This is a genomic window from Ignisphaera sp., assembly GCA_038735125.1.
GTDB lineage: Archaea > Thermoproteota > Thermoprotei_A > Sulfolobales > Ignisphaeraceae > Ignisphaera.
Map to the genome: position 1 here is coordinate 214,085 of JAVYNU010000001.1, position 21,676 is coordinate 235,760.

At 38.1% G+C, this 21,676-nt stretch carries 20 protein-coding genes and 2 tRNA genes; 14 read left to right on the plus strand and 8 right to left on the minus strand.

The features are described from left to right. The first annotated feature begins 147 nt into the window (after positions 1 to 147). From QW284_01230 to QW284_01240, 3 genes are all read left to right on the plus strand, one after another. Positions 148 to 597 (plus strand): Lrp/AsnC family transcriptional regulator, encoded by a 450-nt coding sequence (locus tag QW284_01230; GenBank protein ID MEM0338298.1) that lies wholly within the window; start codon positions 148 to 150, stop codon positions 595 to 597. Between the two features lie 62 nt (positions 598 to 659). Further along, entirely contained in the window at positions 660 to 3,767 is a 3,108-nt protein-coding gene (locus QW284_01235; protein MEM0338299.1) for a DEAD/DEAH box helicase, read from the plus strand. A gap of 57 nt (positions 3,768 to 3,824) precedes the next feature. Then, the gene (locus QW284_01240) at positions 3,825 to 4,397 is read left to right on the plus strand and encodes a hypothetical protein (GenBank protein ID MEM0338300.1); all 573 of its coding nucleotides are present in this window, start codon (positions 3,825 to 3,827) and stop codon (positions 4,395 to 4,397) included. Here the strand turns inward: QW284_01240 and QW284_01245 are convergent. The 3 genes from QW284_01245 to QW284_01255 form a co-directional block, all read right to left on the minus strand. Then, the gene (locus QW284_01245; protein MEM0338301.1) at positions 4,394 to 4,849 is read right to left on the minus strand and encodes an Lrp/AsnC family transcriptional regulator; all 456 of its coding nucleotides are present in this window, start codon (positions 4,847 to 4,849) and stop codon (positions 4,394 to 4,396) included. The two genes, QW284_01240 and QW284_01245, sit on opposite strands and share 4 nt — an antisense overlap. Then, on the minus strand, positions 4,842 to 5,162 hold the full coding sequence (locus QW284_01250) for a hypothetical protein (protein MEM0338302.1): 321 nt from the start codon (positions 5,160 to 5,162) through the stop codon (positions 4,842 to 4,844). The genes QW284_01245 and QW284_01250 overlap by 8 nt, the downstream gene beginning before the upstream one ends. 116 nt (positions 5,163 to 5,278) lie before the next feature. After that, positions 5,279 to 6,487, minus strand: coding sequence for an FprA family A-type flavoprotein (locus QW284_01255; protein ID MEM0338303.1), 1,209 nt, complete (start codon positions 6,485 to 6,487; stop codon positions 5,279 to 5,281). A gap of 169 nt (positions 6,488 to 6,656) precedes the next feature. On the opposite strand from QW284_01255, the gene QW284_01260 reads away from it, so the two are divergent. After that, positions 6,657 to 7,547 carry a cation diffusion facilitator family transporter gene (locus QW284_01260; protein MEM0338304.1) on the plus strand — a complete coding sequence of 297 codons (891 nt, stop codon included), beginning with the start codon at positions 6,657 to 6,659 and terminating at the stop codon, positions 7,545 to 7,547. A 121-nt stretch (positions 7,548 to 7,668) separates the two neighbouring features. Here the strand turns inward: QW284_01260 and QW284_01265 are convergent, their stop codons facing one another. Together QW284_01265 and QW284_01270 are read right to left on the minus strand one after the other, a co-directional pair. Beyond that, entirely contained in the window at positions 7,669 to 8,463 is a 795-nt protein-coding gene (locus QW284_01265; protein MEM0338305.1) for a hypothetical protein, read from the minus strand. Between the two features lie 91 nt (positions 8,464 to 8,554). Continuing rightward, positions 8,555 to 9,082: transfer RNA gene (locus QW284_01270), tRNA-Asp, on the minus strand. An 81-nt stretch (positions 9,083 to 9,163) separates the two neighbouring features. Between QW284_01270 and QW284_01275 the strand changes: the two genes are divergently transcribed. Continuing rightward, positions 9,164 to 10,159, plus strand: a complete 996-nt coding sequence (locus tag QW284_01275) for a hypothetical protein (GenBank protein MEM0338306.1) — start codon at positions 9,164 to 9,166, stop codon at positions 10,157 to 10,159. 6 nt (positions 10,160 to 10,165) lie between these two features. Here QW284_01275 and QW284_01280 read toward each other — a convergent pair. After that, positions 10,166 to 10,278 (minus strand) — tRNA-Pro (locus tag QW284_01280). Positions 10,279 to 10,453: 175 nt separating this feature from the next. Between QW284_01280 and QW284_01285 the strand changes: the two genes are divergently transcribed. Beyond that, on the plus strand, positions 10,454 to 10,873 hold the full coding sequence (locus QW284_01285; protein MEM0338307.1) for a hypothetical protein: 420 nt from the start codon (positions 10,454 to 10,456) through the stop codon (positions 10,871 to 10,873). On the opposite strand, the gene QW284_01290 is transcribed toward QW284_01285, so the two are convergent. Then, positions 10,804 to 11,931, minus strand: coding sequence for a GTP-binding protein (locus QW284_01290; protein MEM0338308.1), 1,128 nt, complete (start codon positions 11,929 to 11,931; stop codon positions 10,804 to 10,806). The two genes, QW284_01285 and QW284_01290, sit on opposite strands and share 70 nt — an antisense overlap. Positions 11,932 to 12,052: 121 nt before the next feature. Then, on the minus strand, positions 12,053 to 12,874 hold the full coding sequence (locus tag QW284_01295) for a class I SAM-dependent methyltransferase (GenBank protein MEM0338309.1): 822 nt from the start codon (positions 12,872 to 12,874) through the stop codon (positions 12,053 to 12,055). A gap of 128 nt (positions 12,875 to 13,002) precedes the next feature. On the opposite strand from QW284_01295, the gene QW284_01300 reads away from it, so the two are divergent. From QW284_01300 to hypA, 8 genes are all read left to right on the plus strand, one after another. Continuing rightward, positions 13,003 to 15,075 carry a phosphoadenosine phosphosulfate reductase family protein gene (locus tag QW284_01300; GenBank protein ID MEM0338310.1) on the plus strand — a complete coding sequence of 691 codons (2,073 nt, stop codon included), beginning with the start codon at positions 13,003 to 13,005 and terminating at the stop codon, positions 15,073 to 15,075. An 18-nt stretch (positions 15,076 to 15,093) separates the two neighbouring features. After that, complete coding sequence (locus QW284_01305) at positions 15,094 to 15,657, plus strand: hypothetical protein (protein ID MEM0338311.1); 564 nt, start codon at positions 15,094 to 15,096, stop codon at positions 15,655 to 15,657. A gap of 13 nt (positions 15,658 to 15,670) precedes the next feature. Continuing rightward, complete coding sequence (locus QW284_01310) at positions 15,671 to 16,408, plus strand: hypothetical protein (GenBank protein MEM0338312.1); 738 nt, start codon at positions 15,671 to 15,673, stop codon at positions 16,406 to 16,408. Positions 16,409 to 16,452: 44 nt separating this feature from the next. Next, positions 16,453 to 16,803, plus strand: coding sequence for a methionine--tRNA ligase subunit beta (gene metG, locus QW284_01315; GenBank protein ID MEM0338313.1), 351 nt, complete (start codon positions 16,453 to 16,455; stop codon positions 16,801 to 16,803). 72 nt (positions 16,804 to 16,875) lie between these two features. Then, positions 16,876 to 19,845 (plus strand): isoleucine--tRNA ligase, encoded by a 2,970-nt coding sequence (gene ileS, locus QW284_01320; protein MEM0338314.1) that lies wholly within the window; start codon positions 16,876 to 16,878, stop codon positions 19,843 to 19,845. 20 nt (positions 19,846 to 19,865) lie between these two features. Then, positions 19,866 to 20,441, plus strand: coding sequence for a DUF359 domain-containing protein (locus QW284_01325; protein ID MEM0338315.1), 576 nt, complete (start codon positions 19,866 to 19,868; stop codon positions 20,439 to 20,441). Next, positions 20,428 to 21,093, plus strand: a complete 666-nt coding sequence (locus QW284_01330; protein MEM0338316.1) for a hypothetical protein — start codon at positions 20,428 to 20,430, stop codon at positions 21,091 to 21,093. The genes QW284_01325 and QW284_01330 overlap by 14 nt, the downstream gene beginning before the upstream one ends. Before the next feature lie 182 nt (positions 21,094 to 21,275). Continuing rightward, a complete protein-coding gene (hypA, locus tag QW284_01335) occupies positions 21,276 to 21,674 on the plus strand; it encodes a hydrogenase nickel incorporation protein HypA (protein MEM0338317.1) in 399 nt (132 codons plus the stop codon). The last annotated feature ends 2 nt before the right edge of the window (positions 21,675 to 21,676 follow it).

A 21,676-nucleotide genomic window follows, 5' to 3' on the forward strand; every position in this document is an offset into this window, starting at 1 on the left:
AGAGACTTTCAGTGCCCAGCGATCTACCTAACCATGGTCTTTACTTATCAGAAGAGAGTTTCATGTGTCGAGTCATACAAACTTTTACTAAGCTTGAACTTGAAAACATCTGAAGCCTTTACAGGGTGGTGAATGAATTTGAGCATTGTGCTAGATGACTTGGATAAAGCAATTATAAATATGCTTATAGAAGATTGTAGTAGAAGTGTTAGAGATATTGCAAAAGCTGTTGGAAAATCACCATCGCTTGTTTTGAAAAGGGTTAGGAGACTCTACGATGTAGGATTGATAAAACGTTGTGAGGCTTCTATAGACTATTCAAAGCTTGGATATAATCTTATGGCGCTTATACTACTTAAAGTTGATGGAGCACACATAGAAGATGTCGAGCGTGAATTAGCCAAAGAGTCGAGGGTTAGAGGGGTCTATGACGTAACTGGAGAGTACGACATAGCCATTCTAGCATTATTCAAAGATGTTAATGATCTAAATTCATTCATTAAACGAATCTTGAAGAACCCATACATCAAAGAGAGTGTGACCAGCGTTATATTTAAAGCTATTAAAGATGAGAAAAACATAGAGTATTTTAAGTGATGAGTGTGGTGGGCTCTGATAGATGATGTCATGAATCCTCACTGATTTTCATGGTGATAATTATGAATATTATTGACAGTGAAAGATTCCTTCACGACCTTGGATATGACTACATAAAAGAGGTTGAACCTTCTCTCGAACCACCGATAACACACATAGCTTTTAAGGATGTTGTACCTGAGTTCAAAGAACATGGTATTTGGCTTGCAGATAAGCCTCTCTATGAGCATCAATATAAAGCACTAGAATCTCTAATGAGGGGAGAAAACCTAGTCCTTATTTCTGGAACAGGCTCTGGCAAGACAGAGGCATGGTTTCTATACTTCTATAAGAGATTTAAAGAGGGCAAATTCAAGACAATAGCTGTTTACCCAACACTTGCTCTTGCAAACGACCAGATCAATAGAATATCTATTTACTGCAAAGCAATTGGTGCAAAAGCGGTGCAACTTGATGCAGTTAACAGAGATGAGATGACAAAAAGATTTGGTGTTCAAGGCGTTAGAAAAGCTGTTGGCGAAGCTGATATAGTTATTACAAACCCTGCTTTTCTCTTTCATGAACTAAAAAAATATTTGGTTAGACCCCAGTCCTCACTTCTCTATAGCCTATTTAAAAAGGTTAACATGATTATATTTGATGAGCTTGATTTCTATACCCCCAGAGGTATAGCATTACTCCTTGCTCTTATTGAAATTCTTGCAGAAACAAGTGATGAAAAACCGCAGATAGTTGTTTTAACAGCCACGTTAGCTAATCCTGATGAGATGTGTACATATCTTAGGGAGAAAACCGGAAGAGTCTGTAGCATTGTAGAAGGAAAACCGTTTAGAGTTGAAAATAGACTTTACATAATCTTAGGAAAGGATCTATATAGTGCTTGGAATAAGCTAAGAGAGGTAAAAAACATTATTACGAAAAAAGAGGTTCCAGAGGATATCGTTAGGGCGTTAGAGGACTTCGATTTCTTCAAAAAGAACGCGTACAAGGTCCTTCAATTCCTTGAGGCACTTGGCATACAGACCCCCTCTATCTCTCTAAACATATATGAGATCTTATCAAAGTACTCTACAGACCATGGCGTTACACTTGTCTTCGCAAAAAGCATTGCAAGAGCAGAAGAGATAGCAAAAACCCTAAGAGAGAGCATAGGGGATAAGGTTGCGGCACACCACCACCTAATATCAAAGGATCTAAGAAAAACCATTGAAGATAAGGCAAGAAGGGGAGAGATAAAAATCGTTGTAAGCCCAAGAACACTTATGCAAGGGATAGACATAGGGACAATAGTTAGGGTTGTGCACATAGGTCTGCCAGAGAATGTCAGGGAATATCTCCAGAGAGAGGGTAGAAAAGGAAGACGCAGAGAAATACCATTTACAGAGACCATTGTAATACCATCTTCGCGATGGGACTGGGAGCTACTCTCTAAAGGATTCCAAGCATTCGAGAAATGGCTTTCACTACCCCTAGAAAAAACTGTTATAAATCCTAGAAACAAATACATCGCATTATTTAAAGGTATTGCAAAAATCCTTTCGCCTTGGTACAAATCAGAACTTACAAAAGAAGAATATGAAACCTTGGCAAGTATTGGTGTCATTAGGAAAGACAATTCTGTGAGCATTAGAAGAGCTCAATGGATTTGGGAGAGAATAAACTTCTACGAGTTTGGACCACCATATGGAATCAAAAGGTATTTGGAGCATGGAGAGGGCTCTATAAGGCCTCTCGAGCCTATAGGACATTGCGACCTTGTTGAAAGATTTCAGATAGGTTGTCTAGACCCATCTGAAGATGCTATGGTTATCAGGATTGATAGTGGTAAGAGCTCAAGGATTGTGAGAAGCGTTGTTGAAAAACCATTATCAAAGATAAACATATTTTCTCACGATGCATTAGCAGAGGCTTTTGAGGAGTACAAATATATTAAGATGAGGTGGGGAGAGGAGGCATCATTTCTAAGAGATATAGCAAGGGGTAAGCTACATAGCTATGTCCTAGCAATTGTATACACACCTAGAAGTGGGTTTGGAGAGCTGAAGAAAATTCCTAATAGGGTTCTATGGCATTTAATATCAAGTAAGCCGAGAATTGCTAGAGCAGGTGATAGATACTTTGTAACTTATGATAGGAAGGTTATATATGTTCCTGTTAGCACATTTGGAGAATATAGAGATTTCACCTATGGCATGCTCTTTGACGTTGACGACAGAGAGGATTCAACATTACTTAGAATGGGTTTAGCATTTCTCATGATAGTTCTTAGAAAAGTGTTTGGAATACCATTTGAAACTATTATGTATAGCGTTGAGAAGATTGGTGAGAAGAAATTCTTCTCTCTTCACGAGCCTGAGGCGGCCGGGCTTTTGGAAAACATTGATTGGATTGGCGTTAGGAAAGCTTTGGAGGGATACAAGCCAGATGATCTTGATATTGTACTTCTCTCACAACTAGATGAAATAGCATACAGTGATTTGATTAATCTGGGAATAGATTTTACTGTGTTAAGAGATGTTGCTATGAGGATAGTTGACTATATCACATTGAAGAATAAAATGAGGGCCATGTTTGGTGGAAGAAGGATTATTGTTTCAAAGCCAAGTAAGGCACTTAGATACATTTCTTTAGAGGCTCTCTCCCTTGTTTTAGAGGAAGAGCCATTGCCAAAGGTATTGACAGGGTTGGCATACTTTGATGGAGAAGAGGAGAATGTTGCTGCTGATATATATATAAAGTATCCATTTACCCCTCCACCTAAGTCTCTGAGGGAATTTGAAGAGAGAATTGAGGAGGCAATATACTACTCCGACTTTAAATTAATAGTCTATGATAAGGAGACTCTAAGCAATGAACTAAAGATGGCAAACTTGAAGAGGTTGGCCACCATAGTCAAGGAAAATGCTATTGAGGTGAGGCAAGAGATAACTAAGCTAGGTATTGACGCCCCATCGTTGCTGACCATAGCTGAAAGCCTTAGTATCGAAGATCCTGCTTTCCAAGATTCTACCTCAAAGTTTCTAGAGGCGTATAAAACTCTACATGAAGGGAAAGACGAGAATCTGTTAGGAATCTCTATGGATAAGTTAAAGGATTTTGTTATGGCGAGGGCAAAAATTGTTTATTTAACACATCTAGTCATCTCTTCAATTAATCCTCCCCCATTATAACTAAAATTTATTAGGCTTTACAAATAGTAGTCTTGTATATCACTATAGGTGAAGTTATTGAGTAGAACAGTCTCATTCAAGCGTCTTGACAGCTCTTCACGGCATGGAATATATCTTTACAATCCTGAAACTGAAGCATGGGAACTCCTAAGAAGTGATGGAAATGCCTTTGAACCACTTGGAAAGGGTGTATATGTTATATATTTTGACAATGCGAGATGCTCTGCATGCAAAAGATATGATGAAATTTGGTATCCATTTGTTGAAAAATGGGCCAAGGAGAAGGATAAGGACACTAAATTTGTTATAGTATTCTGTGAATGGTTTGCGAGAGAATGCAAATCCTCTGCAGCTGCTGAATCATTTAAGAAATTCGATGTTCATGCATCGCCAACAACAATTGTTCTATATGCTGACGACAGTAATGCCATTAAATATCAGGAGAAGTATGAGGGAGTAATGTATGAGTTCGAACTTAAGCTCATTCTCGAAAAATTCGTTGAAAGAGCGCTCAAGGCTATGAGAGGAGAAAAAGTATCCCCACCAATATCGAAAGAGAGTGGCAAGTCCCTAGAAGATCTCATAATGCAGATATTAAAGGCTTTGACGCTGGGCGAGAAGAAGGACTAATCTATGTAGAACCCCTTCTCTATGTCTTTTATAGTCTTCAGCACTATGGCTGGGCAAACCCTTTTCACTCCATCTAATTCTCCTATCTCTTTATGTATCTTAGCCATCTCCTCTTCATCTCTAGCCCATATAATGGTCATTAATGGGTGGTCACCTGTTGTTAGCCACAGACCCTTTACATAGTATCTACTTTTGATATTCTCGATTACACTAAACAACTTGTCAGGATCCACATCAATTCCTGTTAAAGAGATTACTCTGAACCCTAGACTTCGAGGGTCAACAACTATTGTATATCTCTTTATAACTCTATTCTCAAGCTTTTTAACCCTCTTAATAACAGCCACATCGCTTAATCCAATCTCCTTTGCAAGCTCTGTATAGGTTATCCTAGCATTTTCGGATAGCCGCTCAATTATCTTCTTATCTTTCTCATCAAGCTCCTCACCCATTTCTCTCAACACCCCTGACTTTGAATATCCCAATTCTCCGCGGCTCGTCATATTGCTCTGGCTCTAAAATTTTATCTAGATGTGCTTCTATACCCAGGTCTTTAAGCACATATGCAAAGTCCTCAATCCAGTCATTTACGCCACATGTATAGCAAAAATGACCTTCAAATGCAACCCACACCTCATCCCCTTCTATCTTCAGTACTTTAGCATTAGACTCTTTTCCTCTATAACTATTATATATCTCTATAGCTTCTTTCAGTAAATTGTCTAGATCCTTATTACCTATTCTAAATTTATTATTTTGAATCATTTTTAGCCTCCAAATATTTTTTCTTATCTTGCTTTTAGACTTTTTCAATTTGAATACATTGCCTATATTTTGTCTCAAATAAGATGCTATAAGCCAGATGTTTTGAGAAAAATTGTTTAGAGCTCTTGGGCTAGTTTTTCAACACCTTCTCTCAATCTCTCTATATTGTCTAGCAATCTACCACTTCTAAATTCTATAACATCCACTACTTTGAATCCCGCTGACTGCAGAACAGTTGCAATCTTCTTTCCTGCTACAGCCCCCCAACCATAATTAGATGCTACAAGAACTTTTTTATTCTTTGGGGTCTTGGCTATTAAAAGCTCTATTAAATACTTCGCATAGGGAAACACATCTGCATCATATGTCGCTGTAGCTAATACCACTGCTTCTGCATCCAGAAGATCCCCAAGCATATCACTTACAAGATCTCTGTGTACATCTGTGAACTTATAAATTCTAATTGTATTGAAGAGTTTTGAGGCTTCGCTAACAATAGTATCGATCATCTCTTTTATGAAGCCGTACATCGATGTGTACACAACCACAAGCTTTCCTTTAACACCTTTTCTGCTTGACCAAGATTCATATAGCTCAACTATTTTTTGAGCATTTCTCCACAAAGGTCCATGTGCTGGTGCAACAATTTTTGTCCTTTCGATAACCTCTCCAAGTTTCTGCATTGCTTTAGCGACCCAGTCTATGTAATGACCAATTATATCTGCAAAATACTTTTGTGCATACCATAAAAACCTTTCCTGCTCTTCTCTTGGCATATCATCGAAGAATATAGAGGATGGTATTCCGAATGATCCAAAAGCATCACATGTGAATAACACCTCATTGTTATATAGGCTAACTATGGTCTCGGGCCAGTGAAGCCATGGAACATGGTAAAACTTTATTGTGCTATTACCAACCTTCATCTCCGTTTCAGATGCAATGGGATAAAAGTTTACGTCGACACCATAGAAACTCTTTATCAAATCCCTTGTAAGCGGATGTCCAACGATCTTCGCTTTATTGCTTAAATGGGGTATTAATTGCTTTAGCGAGCCGCTATGATCAGGCTCCATATGATGTACAATAAGATATTCGATGTCTTTTAAATCGACAAATTTTCTTAACTCCTCTAAAAACATTTCACCATAGCTATACTTCCAGCCATCAACAAGTATTGTCGCATTTTGCTCCAATATTAGATAGGCATTGTATGTAACTCCCTCTGGTATCTCCCACAATGATTCAAAATACCATGTCTCATCATCTTGAAGTTGAAGTAAAATGATGTTGTCCTTAATCTTGTTACTGTAGATTTTAACCATGGATCTACCCCAAAGATTATTAAAAGATTTTCAGACACTAACAATTAAGCACGCCATATATAAAAATGTATCACCTAGTGCCATACTTCTCAATCTCCAACAAATTTAAATCAGATACAAGTTTATAATCCCAACAAACTATTTTGTCATAAAGGTGTACTCTGAAGAAATGCACCATATATATGCCTCATTTGTTATCAATGCTGCGACATTGATCCTAAAAGTAATTGGTTTTATTGGCACGAACTCAGCTTCCCTTATAGCTGATATAATAAATGATTGTGGCGATACAATTGGACTGGGGTTGATAATTTTTGGTGTGATTATTGCTAATAGAAAGAAAAATACTATTGCATATCCTTTTGGGATGAGCAGAGCTCTTTACGTCATTGGCTTAATATCTGTATCCATTATAGGTGGTTTTCTATTTGCAACATCATTCATAAACTCTATCTATGCTTTCACAAGCCATAGAGCAATAAATTCTAATCCCAGATCAATAACACTTGTTCTAATAGCTTTAATACTGAATAGTTCTAACATTATGTTCATATTCAAAGCAAGGAAAGGCTTTGACATTGCAACAGCCGTTACCTTACTGGATGGCTTTGCTGATATAAGTGGTAATCTGATAGCTTTCATATCCATTGCTACAGCAAATCCTATTATTGATTCAATTGGAAGCTTTATTATAACTATAATTGTTTTGATGTCCTCCATAGCGGTTGGTTATAGGTACTATCTAATGCTGATAGGTAGGGCGCCACCTAAAGAAGAGATGCTAAAAATGGTCAATGCTGCTTTATCTGTTCCAGGGGTGTTAGATGTTAATGAATTGAGAGCCGTTATGCTAACAGAAGATGAGTATCTGGTTATTCTCGAAGTTGAGGTAGGAGAAGACACCAAGATAAAGGATATAGAGGCCTTCAACAGACAAATAGAGATGAAAATTAGAAAAGCTGTTCCAAGAGCAAAACATGTAGTCATAGAATTTGTGTCCAAAAGAAAGGAGCCTCCAACATACAGAAAGATAATAGAGGAAATAAAAGGTTTGAGATAGTGCTATAGATCTAGACAAAACCCTCTATTCCATATAGAAGATTGTATATGTCATAGCTATGATCACAACAATTAAATGTAGATAAATGAGGAATAACCCCAAACAGCTCCCTATTATAACACTATTGTAACATCTTTGCGGTATCCTCTACACTTGCACCCCTATGTATAATCTCTCTAAGCGCCTTAACCAACTTCTCAGGGTCTTTCGACTTAAAGATTTTTCTACCAAATGCTATCCCAGACAACCCAGCTTCCACAGCTATTTTCGCCAACCTTAAAACATCAATTGGAGATGCTGCTTCTCCTCCGGCTAAGACAATAGGGGTATTTGCCGATGCCCTAACCACTTCCATCATAAACTTTGTGTCTGGAGGCAGATACGCTTTAACCATATCAGCACCAAGTTCTATAGCAATTCTCACAGCCCTTAGCACACCCTCTGGATCATCAAAACTCTTGAACCTATCTAAAGATGGAAAAACTTCTACCACACATGGGATCCCACATCTATCAGCTGAGTCACAAATCCTGCTCACAGCCTCAATGCTTGTTGACTCATATTTTCCACCAACATATAAGGATGCTATAACAGCATCAGCACCAAAAGAAGCAGCTGTTTCAACGCCATAGGTATGTGCTTCGATTAGCCCCCTATCCCTATTAAATAGTGAAAGAGCTGTAACCCTAGCTATAATCCCTACCCTGCCAGCAATTTCCTTATAGACCCTTTTGATGATACCCAGTTGAAGAATTAGTGCATCGGCACCCCCTCTAACAACTGCTTTCACAATACCAAAAATATCCTCAAGCCCCTCAACCATTCCATAGCCTCCATGATCAAGCGCCACTATAAGAGCTTTTTCTGTATCAGGATTCAATATCCTATGCAACCTTATGTATTTGCCCACATACATGTTTAAGCCCTTTAGCATGCTACAAAAGATCGAAACTAGTTTAGATCCGAAATATGGATATGCCAGCAACTGAATATATAAATTAATAATTTGGCGCCGCGGCCGGGATTTGAACCCGGGTCACGGGCTTTCTATATGTCCCCTCCCCGCCTTGTTTTCTAAATCTAAATTTTTTCTTACAGCGCTTATAAATGTTTCTATCTTGCTTCTAATATCCTTGTCATTTATCCTTATCTGACAAATTCCGAATATATTTCTACGTCTTATCTTTTTCACCTTTCTCCTATATGGATATATCTTGATATGATCATAATCAACACCTATTTTTCTATGCCAGAATTCCACTATATCAGGAACGGCGATTTGAGCTACTTCGAGGTTGAACGTTATATAAATAAATCTTATTACGCGGTATCCCTAACTCGTTTATAAGAAAATCGTAAACTATCTTGATTATCTGTGGATCAGTATTGGTGAACGTAAACCTACCTTGATTTTTATACTTTTGTTTACCAAAACTCCCTTCAGCTACTATAAGTCCAGCAACAAATAATGAAGAGGGCGGCGGGGAGGGGGCATATGACAGGCCCGCATAATAGCCGGGCTATACTACCGCGGCACTAACTTTATTGTTATTGTTTTAAGCTTAAAAGTTTTTATTGAAAAGATTTTGAATTAAAGCCGTCTTTGGTTAAGGTCTATGAGTGTTATTGTAGTTTCTGACTGGGATGCTGATGGGATTGTGTCTGCAGCTGAGATAATTTATTCCCAGGAAACAGCTGGTCTCTATCCTATTAAGTCCAAGGCAAAGGTATACACATATCCATCAACACCAAAAACGATTCTTTCTCTCCTAAGTAATATGGGTAGCTTTAAATCTCAAAACAAAAACTATGTGGTTATTCTCGATATAGCCTTTAACGTAAATGTTGATAAGTTCTTAGCACATTTAAAGAATTTGAATAGTTACGTTGTTTATGTTGATCATCACCTATCTACACATATCCACTATAAGGACATTGAAAAAAAGGTTAACGAACTTATTGTTGGAAAATCGCCAGTAGCACTAATTGTCTACACATTTCTGAGATCTATTGGGGTCAGGCTTACACCAAGAATAGAAAGCTTTGTCAATGTCGTTTCCGTCATTGAGGGTGGCAAAAGATATGAGAACAAGAAGTTGATTAAATTGCTTGTCGAGATAACAAAGTATATATCGGCTACCAGAAACAAGGATTTGTGGGAAAAGTTTGTTAGATGGATTAGTTCGCCTCTACCCTATGTGGCGATACCTTTCCAGATAAATGATTACATAAATGCCTATATAGATAAAAGTAAGCCTCTATGCAATGAGAAGGAAATTGCTGAAGAGCTTGCTGTAGGCTCTAGTAGGGTATTTAATTATCGAGTTGCAAGAATAAAGTCTCTGCCAAGGCAATGCAGATTCTCAGCTATAGTATCATCATTATACCGACTATTGAAAAGCCCAACAATTGTTTATAATGAAGAGAAAAAGTTGGTGGCAATAAAGACTAGAGACGATAAGGCATTTGCAATATCGATGAGCCTATATAAACAGGGCTATGCCGAAGACGTCACAGGACATGAAAGACTGGCAATAGCTAGGCTAAGAAACGATATCGACTACAACTCGCTTCTAACAATTCTTAGAAAAATCCTAATGGAAGTTGGATAGTTTTAATGGGCCCGCCGGGATTCGAACCCGGGACCACGGGGATCTCCGCCTATAGGTCCCGAGTCGGGCACGGATAGTTCCGTGTACCCCGCATCCTAGCCAAGCTAGACTACGGGCCCAACTATATTATATTAAAATGGCAATAAAAGTGTTTTCATCATAAACGCACTAACGCTACCTAGATGTATGCCAACACCTCGGCTTTTGTTAATATCGATAATCTATGTATCATTAAAATATAAATATTGTTTTACCTCTATTAGCTACTTAACTGAGAATTGGAGGATGAGACAATTGGCAAAAAGGAGAAGCAAATGGCGTAGAACAACTGCGGTCATGAAAAAGCTCATGCAAGAAGCTAGGAAGACTAGGGCTTATCAAAGTCTACAGCAATGCCCTGTGTGTGGAGATCCGCACGGCCTCTCAATAGAGATTAAGCAAGATAAAAGTAGTGGAAGGAAAAGTGCCTATGTAAGATGTTCATCATGTAGGTTTGAGTATCAGTTTGATACAATACCATCTATAGCCGATGAATTCTGGATTTATTCAAAACTGCTAGACATGGTCTACTCAGGAACAATCAAACCTGCCCAACCTAAACCAGCAGAAGCTGCTGAAGTCTCTGAACCCGTTGCTGAGGAGATTCACATGGAGGTTGAAGAAGTTGAAGAAGATGAGGAATCATCAAATATCGAGGTAGTTGAGGAGGAGTAGAGCGTTAGCAGTTCCAAATAATTTGTGCCAAATAAAGAATCAAATACCTTTAAAGCTGCTCTTACGGCTGACCACACATTTATTTTGTGAAGAGCGCTAATCTCAATCACTCTGCTATACCCCATGTCCTCTATAATCTTTCTACGCTTCTCCAATAACTGTTTATCAACCTTATCAATTTTGTTAAATACAACAATTATCCTATCCTTCCCAACCAAACTTTCAATAGTGGTCAAGACTGTTAATTGCTGTTCAAAAGTGTAATAAGAGTCTAGAGAGGGATCCATAAAGTATAGTACAACAGCTTTTAGATTCCTTAACGCTGCCACAGCTCTCTTCTCAATTTCGTTCATCTCCTCCAAAGGTCTATCTAAAATGCCTGGCGTGTCCATAACTTGTATAACCAGCTCCCCGAGCTTTATATGACCCATTATAACGTTTTTTGTTGTGAAGGGATATGGCGAAATAAGAGGCTTTGCTGTGGAGACAACATTGACAAAGGTTGATTTCCCGACTTGCGGCATTCCAGCAACTATTATTAGGGGTTTACTGAAGTCTATGCAAGGGGTGTTTCTGGCAACATAGGATATGCCTTTTGTTATGTTAATCAACCTGAATTTTCTCTTTATAACAGAGATAACCCTACCGACAAACTCTTGCGATATTTTCTTTGCGTTTGAGCCACTGTTCAAAATCTTTTCACGGTAATCCTTCCACATACTAGAGATTATTTTTACGGTGACTGAAGCCTGTTTTCTCAATTCATCGTAGTGTCCTTGTGTAGCTATATCAAGTAACTCGGCATAGAAAGGATCGAGGCTCTCTTTTGGAGGTAGCCTAGCTATTTTGCCAAGCGTTGTTGCCGCAAATTGAAAAACTCTCTCAGACTTTAGCATGTATCGGAATGCCCTTCTTTTCTCTGGCGATATCATTGCAATGGATCTTGGTATGGTAACATCCTCTACATAGATTTCTAAAATCCTCTTCTTAATTGAATCAAGCGACAATGGTTCAATGCGTATATAGTCTGATAAACACCTTAAAGCTTCATTCTCCATTTCTCCTTAGCACCATGATCAGAGGTCGTGGTTATGTCACTAAATCCTCTCCGCGGAGCTCTTTCATCATCGGCTCCTCTTCTATATGTATAGGTTATATGCCCTGAAAAGCTAAATTAGTTTATTGCTTGCATTTCGAGAATATAATGTTTGTTGAGTTAAGTGGAGAATATCCCGCTTCGCCAGACAAGTCAACCAGAACCTTGTAGAGACACCACCCAGCTTTATTAGCTAGTCTCACCAATTCATCAAGACTATAAACATGTAGCTCAAAATGGGAGTTCCCCAAGAATACGAGATTGTTTCCATCTCTTCTATAGAAATCTTGCTTTATAAGAACATTACCTGTTGCAGGGTTATACAAAGTCTTTTCAATCACCACAATATTGTCGTACTCCAAAGCTCTTTTTGCAATTCCAAGGACATATTGAGATATGGACAAGTACTCCTTGTTTATAGCATCAGCAATTATAAGCACTGCTTTATCTGACGACACTTCGTACGTCATTGAAAATATTCTAGCATCTGTTTCCTCGTCATAGTATCCTAATACTGAGGACCACACAAATATTATTGATGCGAATGGTTTATATTTCCCCACGCATTTGCTAAGCTCCCTAGCATCACAAAGCAAAAAAATCGCCTTGTCTTTTAAGCCCTTTTCACTAGCTCTTTTATTAGCTATATCAACATATACAGGTGATATATCAATGCCGATTACATCAAAGCCCATTTCAGCAAGTGGAAGAGATATTCTGCCTGTTCCACAGCCTACATCAAGTATCTTACCCTTGTCAAAACCAAGCATATACAGCTGTTTAGCTATGCCCTTAGCTATTCTCCTACCCCTCAGCATCATCGGCCTCGAATCCATTACAAGTCTAAAAAGCTCTCCCTTCTCAACGAAATACTTGTATATCATCTCGTCACTGTTTAATCTCAATGAGTTCTACCCAATAGTTAATGCTAGATTTAAAAGCCTAATAAAAGTATGTATTTAGCGAGAATCGTAAAGGAGCCAAGCTGGGTATACATTATCAGCATTATAGAAAGCCTAAAAGATGGTGAACTATGGGAAGGAGAATTTTTTGGCCAAAAACCAAAAAATTTTATTGGTGTCCCAACTGTAATGTGCCTCTTCTAGAGCCTGTCTGTCCCATATGCAAGTCAAGAGCTATAAGAATATCTCTTTCAGATCCTGGAGATGCGAGACTGGCATTCGATAGAGACTATATATTGCTTCGGAAAGCCTATAAAAATGAATTCCATACTGAAAAAGGAATTGAAATTCTCCTAGGAAACTCTATTATGTTGTTGAACAAGGCCCCATATTATGATGAGATGAAGGAGGTTTATGTTGATGGTGTTCAAATAGGTCGACTCTATTTTGAACCGTTTCTTCGAACATGGAGATTCAGACTTTCCAAGGTAGGTGCACTGCGAGTTCTAGACAGAGATTCCGATATCGTTGAAAAAGTTGTTGTAGATAAGGCGAGGTATAATCCCTTAGATGTTATTCGCATTGATAAGGATATCGAGAAATACAAACAGGTCTTGCTGATGAGAAGAAACGGCGATGTAGTGGGGTTGGGCTATTCTAAGGGGAAAGGAAAGCTGATAGTACATAGTTGGTGGGGGGAGGGAAAGGTATTCAATGGCTTTGAGGCAAAGTCCACCCTAAATGATGTTATGAAGGTAAATGAAGAACATCTAAACATAGTTGAGGCTCGATCTAAAAAAGTCATTGCATTAATTGTCGAAAAAATGGGCAAACCTGTTGTAGCTTCTTTTAGCGGTGGAAAGGATAGCATGGTAGCATTACATTTGACTGTAAGCCTTGGACTCGAACCTATTGTATTGTTTAACAATACTGGAATTGAACTTCCAGAAACATATGAAACAGTACATAGAGTTGCTGAAGACCTTGGCCTAAAATTAGTTGAGGCAACAGCAGAGAACAAGTTTTGGAGCGCTGTATACAATTTTGGTGTTCCGGGACGTGATTATAGATGGTGTTGCAAAATATGCAAGCTTGCACCACTTGCCAGGGTAGTCAAAAGTTTTTGGTCTAGTGGAGCCCTAAACATTGTTGGTCAAAGAGCTTTTGAATCCATTGATAGGGCACGAAGTCCAATGCTATGGAGACTGAGATGGGCACCGCAAATGCTCAACTTATCACCTATAAATGACTGGTCTCAGTTTGAGGTCTGGCTCTATATTTACAGAAAGAAGCTCTATGCCAATCCACTCTACTTCATGGGATATGAAAGAATAGGGTGCTTTATGTGTCCTGCATCAACACTAGCTGAACTAGAGCTTGTTTCCCAGACCCATCCAGATCTTTGGACGAAATGGCTTGAGGTATTGGAGTATTGGAGACGGAGGCTAGATTTACCAAAGGAGTGGATAGAGTATGGATTGTGGAGATGGAACGCACCCGCAAGATATAGAACCCTAATGGCTAAGAGATTAAAGGTAGAAGATAGAATAGATAATTGGAGGAGGTCTTTTAACAACATGTTAAACCCGAGAATATCCAACATTAAAAGAGATGAAAACAAAATAGTAATAAGCTTTGACGAGTCCATAGATAGTCGTTCTATTGAGTATCAATACACAGTGATAAATCCAGTAAATGTTTATACTGATAAAGATGGTATAACTATTGAATGGCTTGATGGAAAGACCAAGGTTTATAATAACAAGATTATATTTGAATTCAGCAATGAGAAAAGCATAGAGAAGCTCATAGATTTGCTGAAGCTATTGTATAGATGGAGGATTTGTGCAGGATGCAGATCTTGTGAAGCTAATTGCCCTACCCATGCAATACAAGTAATAGAAATGGATGGCAGACCCGCCCCAGTGGTCAAAAACAAGAACAAGTGCATAAGATGTAAACTCTGTTTGTATAACTGCCCCGTTGCAGAGGTTTTTGTTGAACATGTTGTTGCGCCTCTAATATTTAATGATGCCGAGGCTTGGAGAAGATCAAGCAGAGAACATCACAATGTGGTACTCAAAAAGATTAAGAGTTTCGTTAAGACAGGCCTAAATGCCTCATCAATGTCTATGTCAAGCAATATCAACAAGAATAGACAGGATTATGCCCTACCAACTTCACTACAAGAGTTTTTCTCATAGGATACAAGGTAAGATCCTATGAGACCATCTCAAAAATTTTTGGAGGAGGCGAGCAAGAGGGTAGAACCCTTATATGCTCAAGGATTTTTTTATGTATCTCTCAATTACATATCCTACTACATTGTATTTGACTATAACGATCCTCTGGGATACTACGACACTATAGTGAAAAGCCAAGAGCTCTTTGACGAAGAGATTACAAAGCTTTTAACGAATATGCAGCAGTTTCTAGATGCTGAGACTGTTAAGGTAAATAATGTGAAGGTTTCCCCAAGGGTTATTATGATAGATATTGGGTTTAGGAAGAATAGGAAAAACCCATACATAGTTTTCTTGGTAAGGTTTCGAGCTCCTATAAGAAAAGGGTTGAACATATATGAAAATATATATGAAAGTGAAACAGCAGAGTATGACTACGTGGCTTACTGGGTTTTTCCACCAAGTTCAAAGATTCTGAAAGTAAGATTTGGAGAAGGAGGAGAGAAGTGGGATATTGTAGGAGACAATGTCTTAGTTATATATGGTTGGAAAGGAATGAAAACTAGTGGCTATGAGTACATAGAGTTCGAACTTACGGATTAGCGAGATGGTGTTGATGAACTCAATTCAATCTGAGGTTGTAAGAAAAATCCTACACACAATATTTACACTTTTGTTGTTGTTACCTCTTTCTACTCCTTATAAGAGTCTAGTTAGCAACATGTTTTGCGGTGTAGATCCAACACTATTAACATATTCTATACTTCTTTTTGTATCAGCGTTCATCAATACTATTCAAATAAAAATGCCTTATATACGTATGATATTGCTCAATATGTTTAGGGACTATAGAAAAAAGATTTTAGAATATATATCCTCATCGCAAGCAAACACCCCATTGAGTGAGCTTGCCAAAGAGTTAGATGGGATTTTTAGTAGATATGAAGATCATTTGATCAGTTTTATTGACAAAATTGAAAGAGATTATGAAAAAAGATATGGCTATGTTAGCATAACATTTGCTTTGTTGTCAATATTTCTAAGTTATGTTCTATGGGGAGTCGATGTCTATATAGGGATACTGGCATTAGCAATAACAGATAGCATTACCTCTATTGTAACAATACTTGACAGAAGGGGCAGAAAATTGTTTAAGCATAGTATAAAGTCCTATGCTATAGCATTTCTCGTATTTGCCTCCATCTTGGTTCTCTTAACAAGAAATGCTTTCATATCGATTCTGATTTCTGCAATATCTGTAGTTATAGAAATGCTTAGCCCCGAGGATAATCTGACTATCCCATTGGTAACAACACTTGCATTCTCCGCTTTAAAAGGATTTTTCTTGACCTAAGTTTTTAAATCTCCTTTAGCTAATATCGAAATGTGTGAAGAGTTATGAGCGATAAAACATCTTCACAACAGGAACTAGTTGATATAGAATATTTCAAGAAAATCGATCTTAGAGTAGGTGTTGTGAAGTATGCAGAGAAAGTACCTGGAGCTAAGAAGTTACTAAGACTATTGGTCGACATAGGTTCAGAAACCCGGCAGATAATCGCTGGCTTAGCTGAGTGGTATAAACCAGAGGATCTCATAGGGAAACAAGTAATTATTGTGGTTAATCTAAAGCCAAAGAAGATCATGAATTATGAGAGCCAAGGAATGTTGCTAGCTACATGTGATGGAGATAAACCACTGCTGGCTACCGTAGATGGTGTTGCGAAGCCTGGTTCAAGGCTTTGCTAACATTCAATGCAATGCTTAAAATTTATATTATTCAACCTATTTTAAAGAGTCTATCTCTTAGTCTATGCGGGGGTGGTAACATTATCTAGCACACCATCTATTAAGGGCAGATACGAACCTTCAAAAGTTGAACAGTGGGTTTTAGAGTTTTGGAAACTAAATAGAATCTATGATAAGGTTAAGAATGAGGGTTGTTCTCAGAACACACAGCTATTTAGATTTCTAGAGGGGCCGCCAACAGCCAATGGCTTTATGCATGTTGGTCATGCAAGAGGAAGGACATTCAAGGATGTGGTATTGAGATATAGCAGAATGCGTGGATATTGTGTATGGGATCAAGCTGGCTGGGATACACAAGGATTGCCTGTAGAGCTTGAGGTTGAGAAAAACCTCAGGTTTAAGTCAAAGAAAGACATAGAGATGTACGGCATAGACAAGTTTATTCACGAGTGTCAAAAACTTGTTGACTACTATATTAGTCATTGGCGCAAAGCCAGCGAACGCCTAGGACTCTGGCTCGATTACGATAAAGCCTATGAGACTAGGCATCCAAAATATGTAGAAACTGTATGGAGACTACTCAAACATAGTTGGGAGAGAGGACTTCTCTATGAGGACTATAGAGTAATACCTGTGTGCCCAAGATGTGAAACAGCTTTGAGTTCACATGAGGTTGCATTGGGTTATAAGCTTGTCAAGGATCCCAGCCTCTATTTTAAGGTTAGACTAGTTGATGATGATGTATACCTCGTTGCGTGGACGACCACACCATGGACCATAATAGCCAACGAAGCCTTAGCTGTTCATCCAAATGAGAAGTACGTTAAAATTAGGATTGGCAATGAGTATTGGATAGTTGCAGAAAAAAGATTAAAGCCGTTTATCGACGAGGTTAAGATAAGCGACTTTGAAGTTATTGAAACATTTCCTGGGTCAATGCTATTCAATAAGAAGTATGTTCACCCATTGTTAGAGGAGGTGCCCACACATAAACTCCATGAGCCCTCAAATCACAGAATCTTAGTGGCTGAATGGGTTAGCATGGAAGATGGTACAGGGATAGTCCACATAGCACCTGCTCATGGTCCAGAAGATTATGAGCTCAGTAAAAAATATGGCCTCATTGTTTTCAAACCAATTCAAAAGAACGGTTTGTTCACTGAGGAAGCTGGGAAATATAGTGGGAAATGGTTCAAGGATGTGAATAAAGATGTTATAGAGGATCTCAGAAGGAAAGGCCTTCTTGTTTACGCTGGTGAGATAGAACATGAATATCCACATTGCTGGCGATGTGAAACACCACTAATGTACTATGCTGATAGACAGTGGTTCCTAAGAATAGACCCTATAAAGAATGCGATGATAGAGGAAAACCGAAAGATTGTGTGGCACCCAGACTGGGCTGGGAAGAGATTTGAGGATTGGATAACCAATGCAAGAGACTGGTGTATATCGAGAGAGAGATATTGGGGGACTCCCCTACCAATATGGACATGTTCAAAATGTGGCTATAGAATAGCCGTGGGAAGTATTGAGGAGCTAGAGAAACTCAGTGAAACCAAGGTCATAGATGTTCACAGACCTTGGATAGACAAAATTGTTTTGAGGTGCCCTAAATGTGGAGCAGAGATGTATAGAGAGCCTTTTGTCGTTGACGTCTGGATGGATAGTGGGATGGCTCACACGGCAGCGCTTAATCAAATAGGTAAGTATGATATGTTTGAAAAGCTGTTCCCGTATGACTGGATCACAGAAGCAATTGACCAAACAAGAGGTTGGTTCTACACACTTTTATTCACATCTGTTTCGCTATATGGTGTAGCACCCTATAAAAAGGTTCTATGTCAGGGACACGTCCTAGATAAGTATGGTAAGAAGATGAGTAAGAGCAGAGGAAATGTAATTTGGGCTCTAGATTTTATGGAAAAGAAAGGAGCTGATATATTAAGACTTTATCTAACATCGAAAGCCGCTCCATGGGATAACATTAATTTTGATCCCGATGAAGCTGAAGACATAAGATCGTCACTGAATATACTATGGAATGCAACTAACTTTGCTGATACGTATATGTCACTAGATAAGTGGAATGCTGATAACATCTACGAAGATATTAAATATCTTATGCCCGAAGACCATTGGGTACTATACGAAACAAGTAATCTAATAAATTTGGTAGAGAAAGCTATTGAAGAGAACGATTTACACATTGCTTCAAGAACTATTCTGAACTTCATCACAGAAACGCTTAGCCACCGCTATATAACTATTATAAGACCTAGGGTATGGATCGAGGGGGAGGCAAAAGAGAAGAGAGCAGCATATGCAACACTATTCTTAGTGCTCTCAACTCTCTACAAGATCCTAGCGCCTTTTGCTCCATTCATCTCAGAATACCTATACCAAGCATTTACAAGGAAATATGACAACAGAATTTCTAAGGAGAGTGTCCACCTAGAGAAATGGCCTAAACTGAATATTGAAATAGATAAGGGTTTGTGGGGTGCAGTCAACAACATGTTTGTAATAGCTGATGAGATTCTAACATTGCGTGCCACACATAATGTAAAGAGAAGATGGCCTTTAAAGAAGGTTTGGATAAGGATAAATAGCGATGAAGAATATGTTATAGTGAATAAAGTGAAGCATATCATCCAGATATACGCAAATATAAAAGATGTTGAAGTTGGAAACAACACACTTTATATTGATCCAAAAGCTGTCAAGGTGTGTGAAAAGCCTTACGAAACGTTTGTAGATATCACATTAGATGAAGACACGGTTCTCGAGGGTCTGGCTAGAGACTTCATTAGAAGGGTACAGATGTATAGAAAAGAGCTTAATTTACCTGTAGACCATGTAATACAAGAAATTGTTGTCTATTCCCCATCAGAGCTGGTTGCCAAGGCCATAGAAAGACATAGCAAATATATAGCAAATGAGGTAAGAGCTGCTAAATTAATAGTATCATCAACTAAACCTGAAGGTGCAATTCATTGGAGTATAGAAGAAAATGATGTGTATGTTCTAGTAAAGACCTAGACCCGGTGATACTCCAGACAATGAAGCTTTATAGAATGCCTGATGAATTAAGAAAAAGGCTTTCAGCACCTCAATTATTTAACAAAAATTTAATATTATTAAAGGGACCTAGAGAATATGTGGCTACCATACTTAAATCTATTTTCTATGACAAACTACAAGATGTTTATGTAGTGGGAGACTATACTTGTGAGACATTCTTGCTTCATGTAGGCACGCCAAGAATGTGTATAATAGACGGAAATATTATGAGAAAGCCGCATAAGTCAGAACACATGTTAAATTATTTTGAGTACGTAGCTAGGTGCTGCAATCCAAGAGGTTCAATATCAGTTGATTGCATGACTGTTATCAGAGATTCTATGGAAAGGCCAAAAAGCCTCGTAATAGTGGATGGCGAAGAAGATTTGCTTGCCTTGGCTTTACAAACAACCCTTCTAAGAGGTTATGTAGTCTATGGTCTACCTAATGAAGGTGTTGCCATAGCTGATGTCACACACTCTAATATTGAAGCAATAAATATATTCTCCGAATTTCAGCTTTACGAGACATACAGTTTTTGTGTAGAGAGGACAAAAACTTATGGTAAATTATAATGATGTTGTAATAGGTTTTATAGAGAGATTTAAAATAAATGCGAGTAACATTGATGAACTTTGCTATGAATTCTATGCACTATTCAAAGACGATGCTATTTCAGTTGCCATAGAGAGGCCTAGCTGCTCAAGAATTGTCATAATAGGGAAGGATTTTGAGGTAAGGGTGTATATATCACCAAATGGCGAAGGAACTTTAGCAACATTTATAAACACCAAAAACAATATTCAAACCGTTGCAGGTAACTTTAAAAGGTTCTTGATATCCTTAAATAAGATCCTACTATCTTTAGCAAATATTGTAGAAGAGCCAACAATTATACTTCGAATGATTATAGCGCCAAAATTGGAGTCTGCAGCTCATGTACTACAAGCTTTCAGGGATTTGGGCATGGTTGTAGAAACCATTGATAAAAAATTCATAAATGATTTTAATGTGACAATTATTAAAGGTTTCTACATAGGAAAGAATCTGAGGAAACATCAAACAACAGTTTCTATGATAACAAATGAGAGAACCGAAATTGGCATAACTATAGAATCAAAAGTACATCTAGAGACTCTATATAGAGATAATGTGCTCCACGAATTAATTGTAGAGCTATATAACGTGTTAACATATTTTGAGAAATCGTTAACAAGCAAAGAATAATTTCTCAGTAGGTTCTTTTCTATAGATACCTCTAATGAAAATCAAATCTAAAAGGCTTCACACTGATAAGTTTGCGTTAGCCATTTTACTAAGCATTGTTTGAATTCATTGTAAAAATGTTTATAAATTTCTTCCTTAATCATCAAAGAAGTGGAGCTCAGAGGTTTTATATGTGAAAGGAAATGCATGAATGGGCTTTGGCAGAATCCATTATTTTAACAATTACAGAGAAAGCTAAAAGCGAGAACAAGAATGTCATTGATAGTGTTGAGATAGTTGTTGGAGAGCTGCAGGGGATAGATATTGAAGTTTTTGAGTTTGCGCTCAATGAATTGAGGAATCTTGCAAAAGAGGAGAACAACGTTATTATAAAGAATTTTAGAATTGTTGAGGAAAAGGCAAGTTTTAGATGCAATAGATGTGGCTATGTCTGGAGGCTAGATGACACAAGCCTAAGTGCTGAGGCTAGAGAATCCATACATTTTATACCCGAGGCTGCGCATGGGTTTATACAATGTCCTAAATGCGGTTCTCATGATTTTGAAATAGTTAGTGGCAGAGGGGTTTATATAAGGTTGTGAGC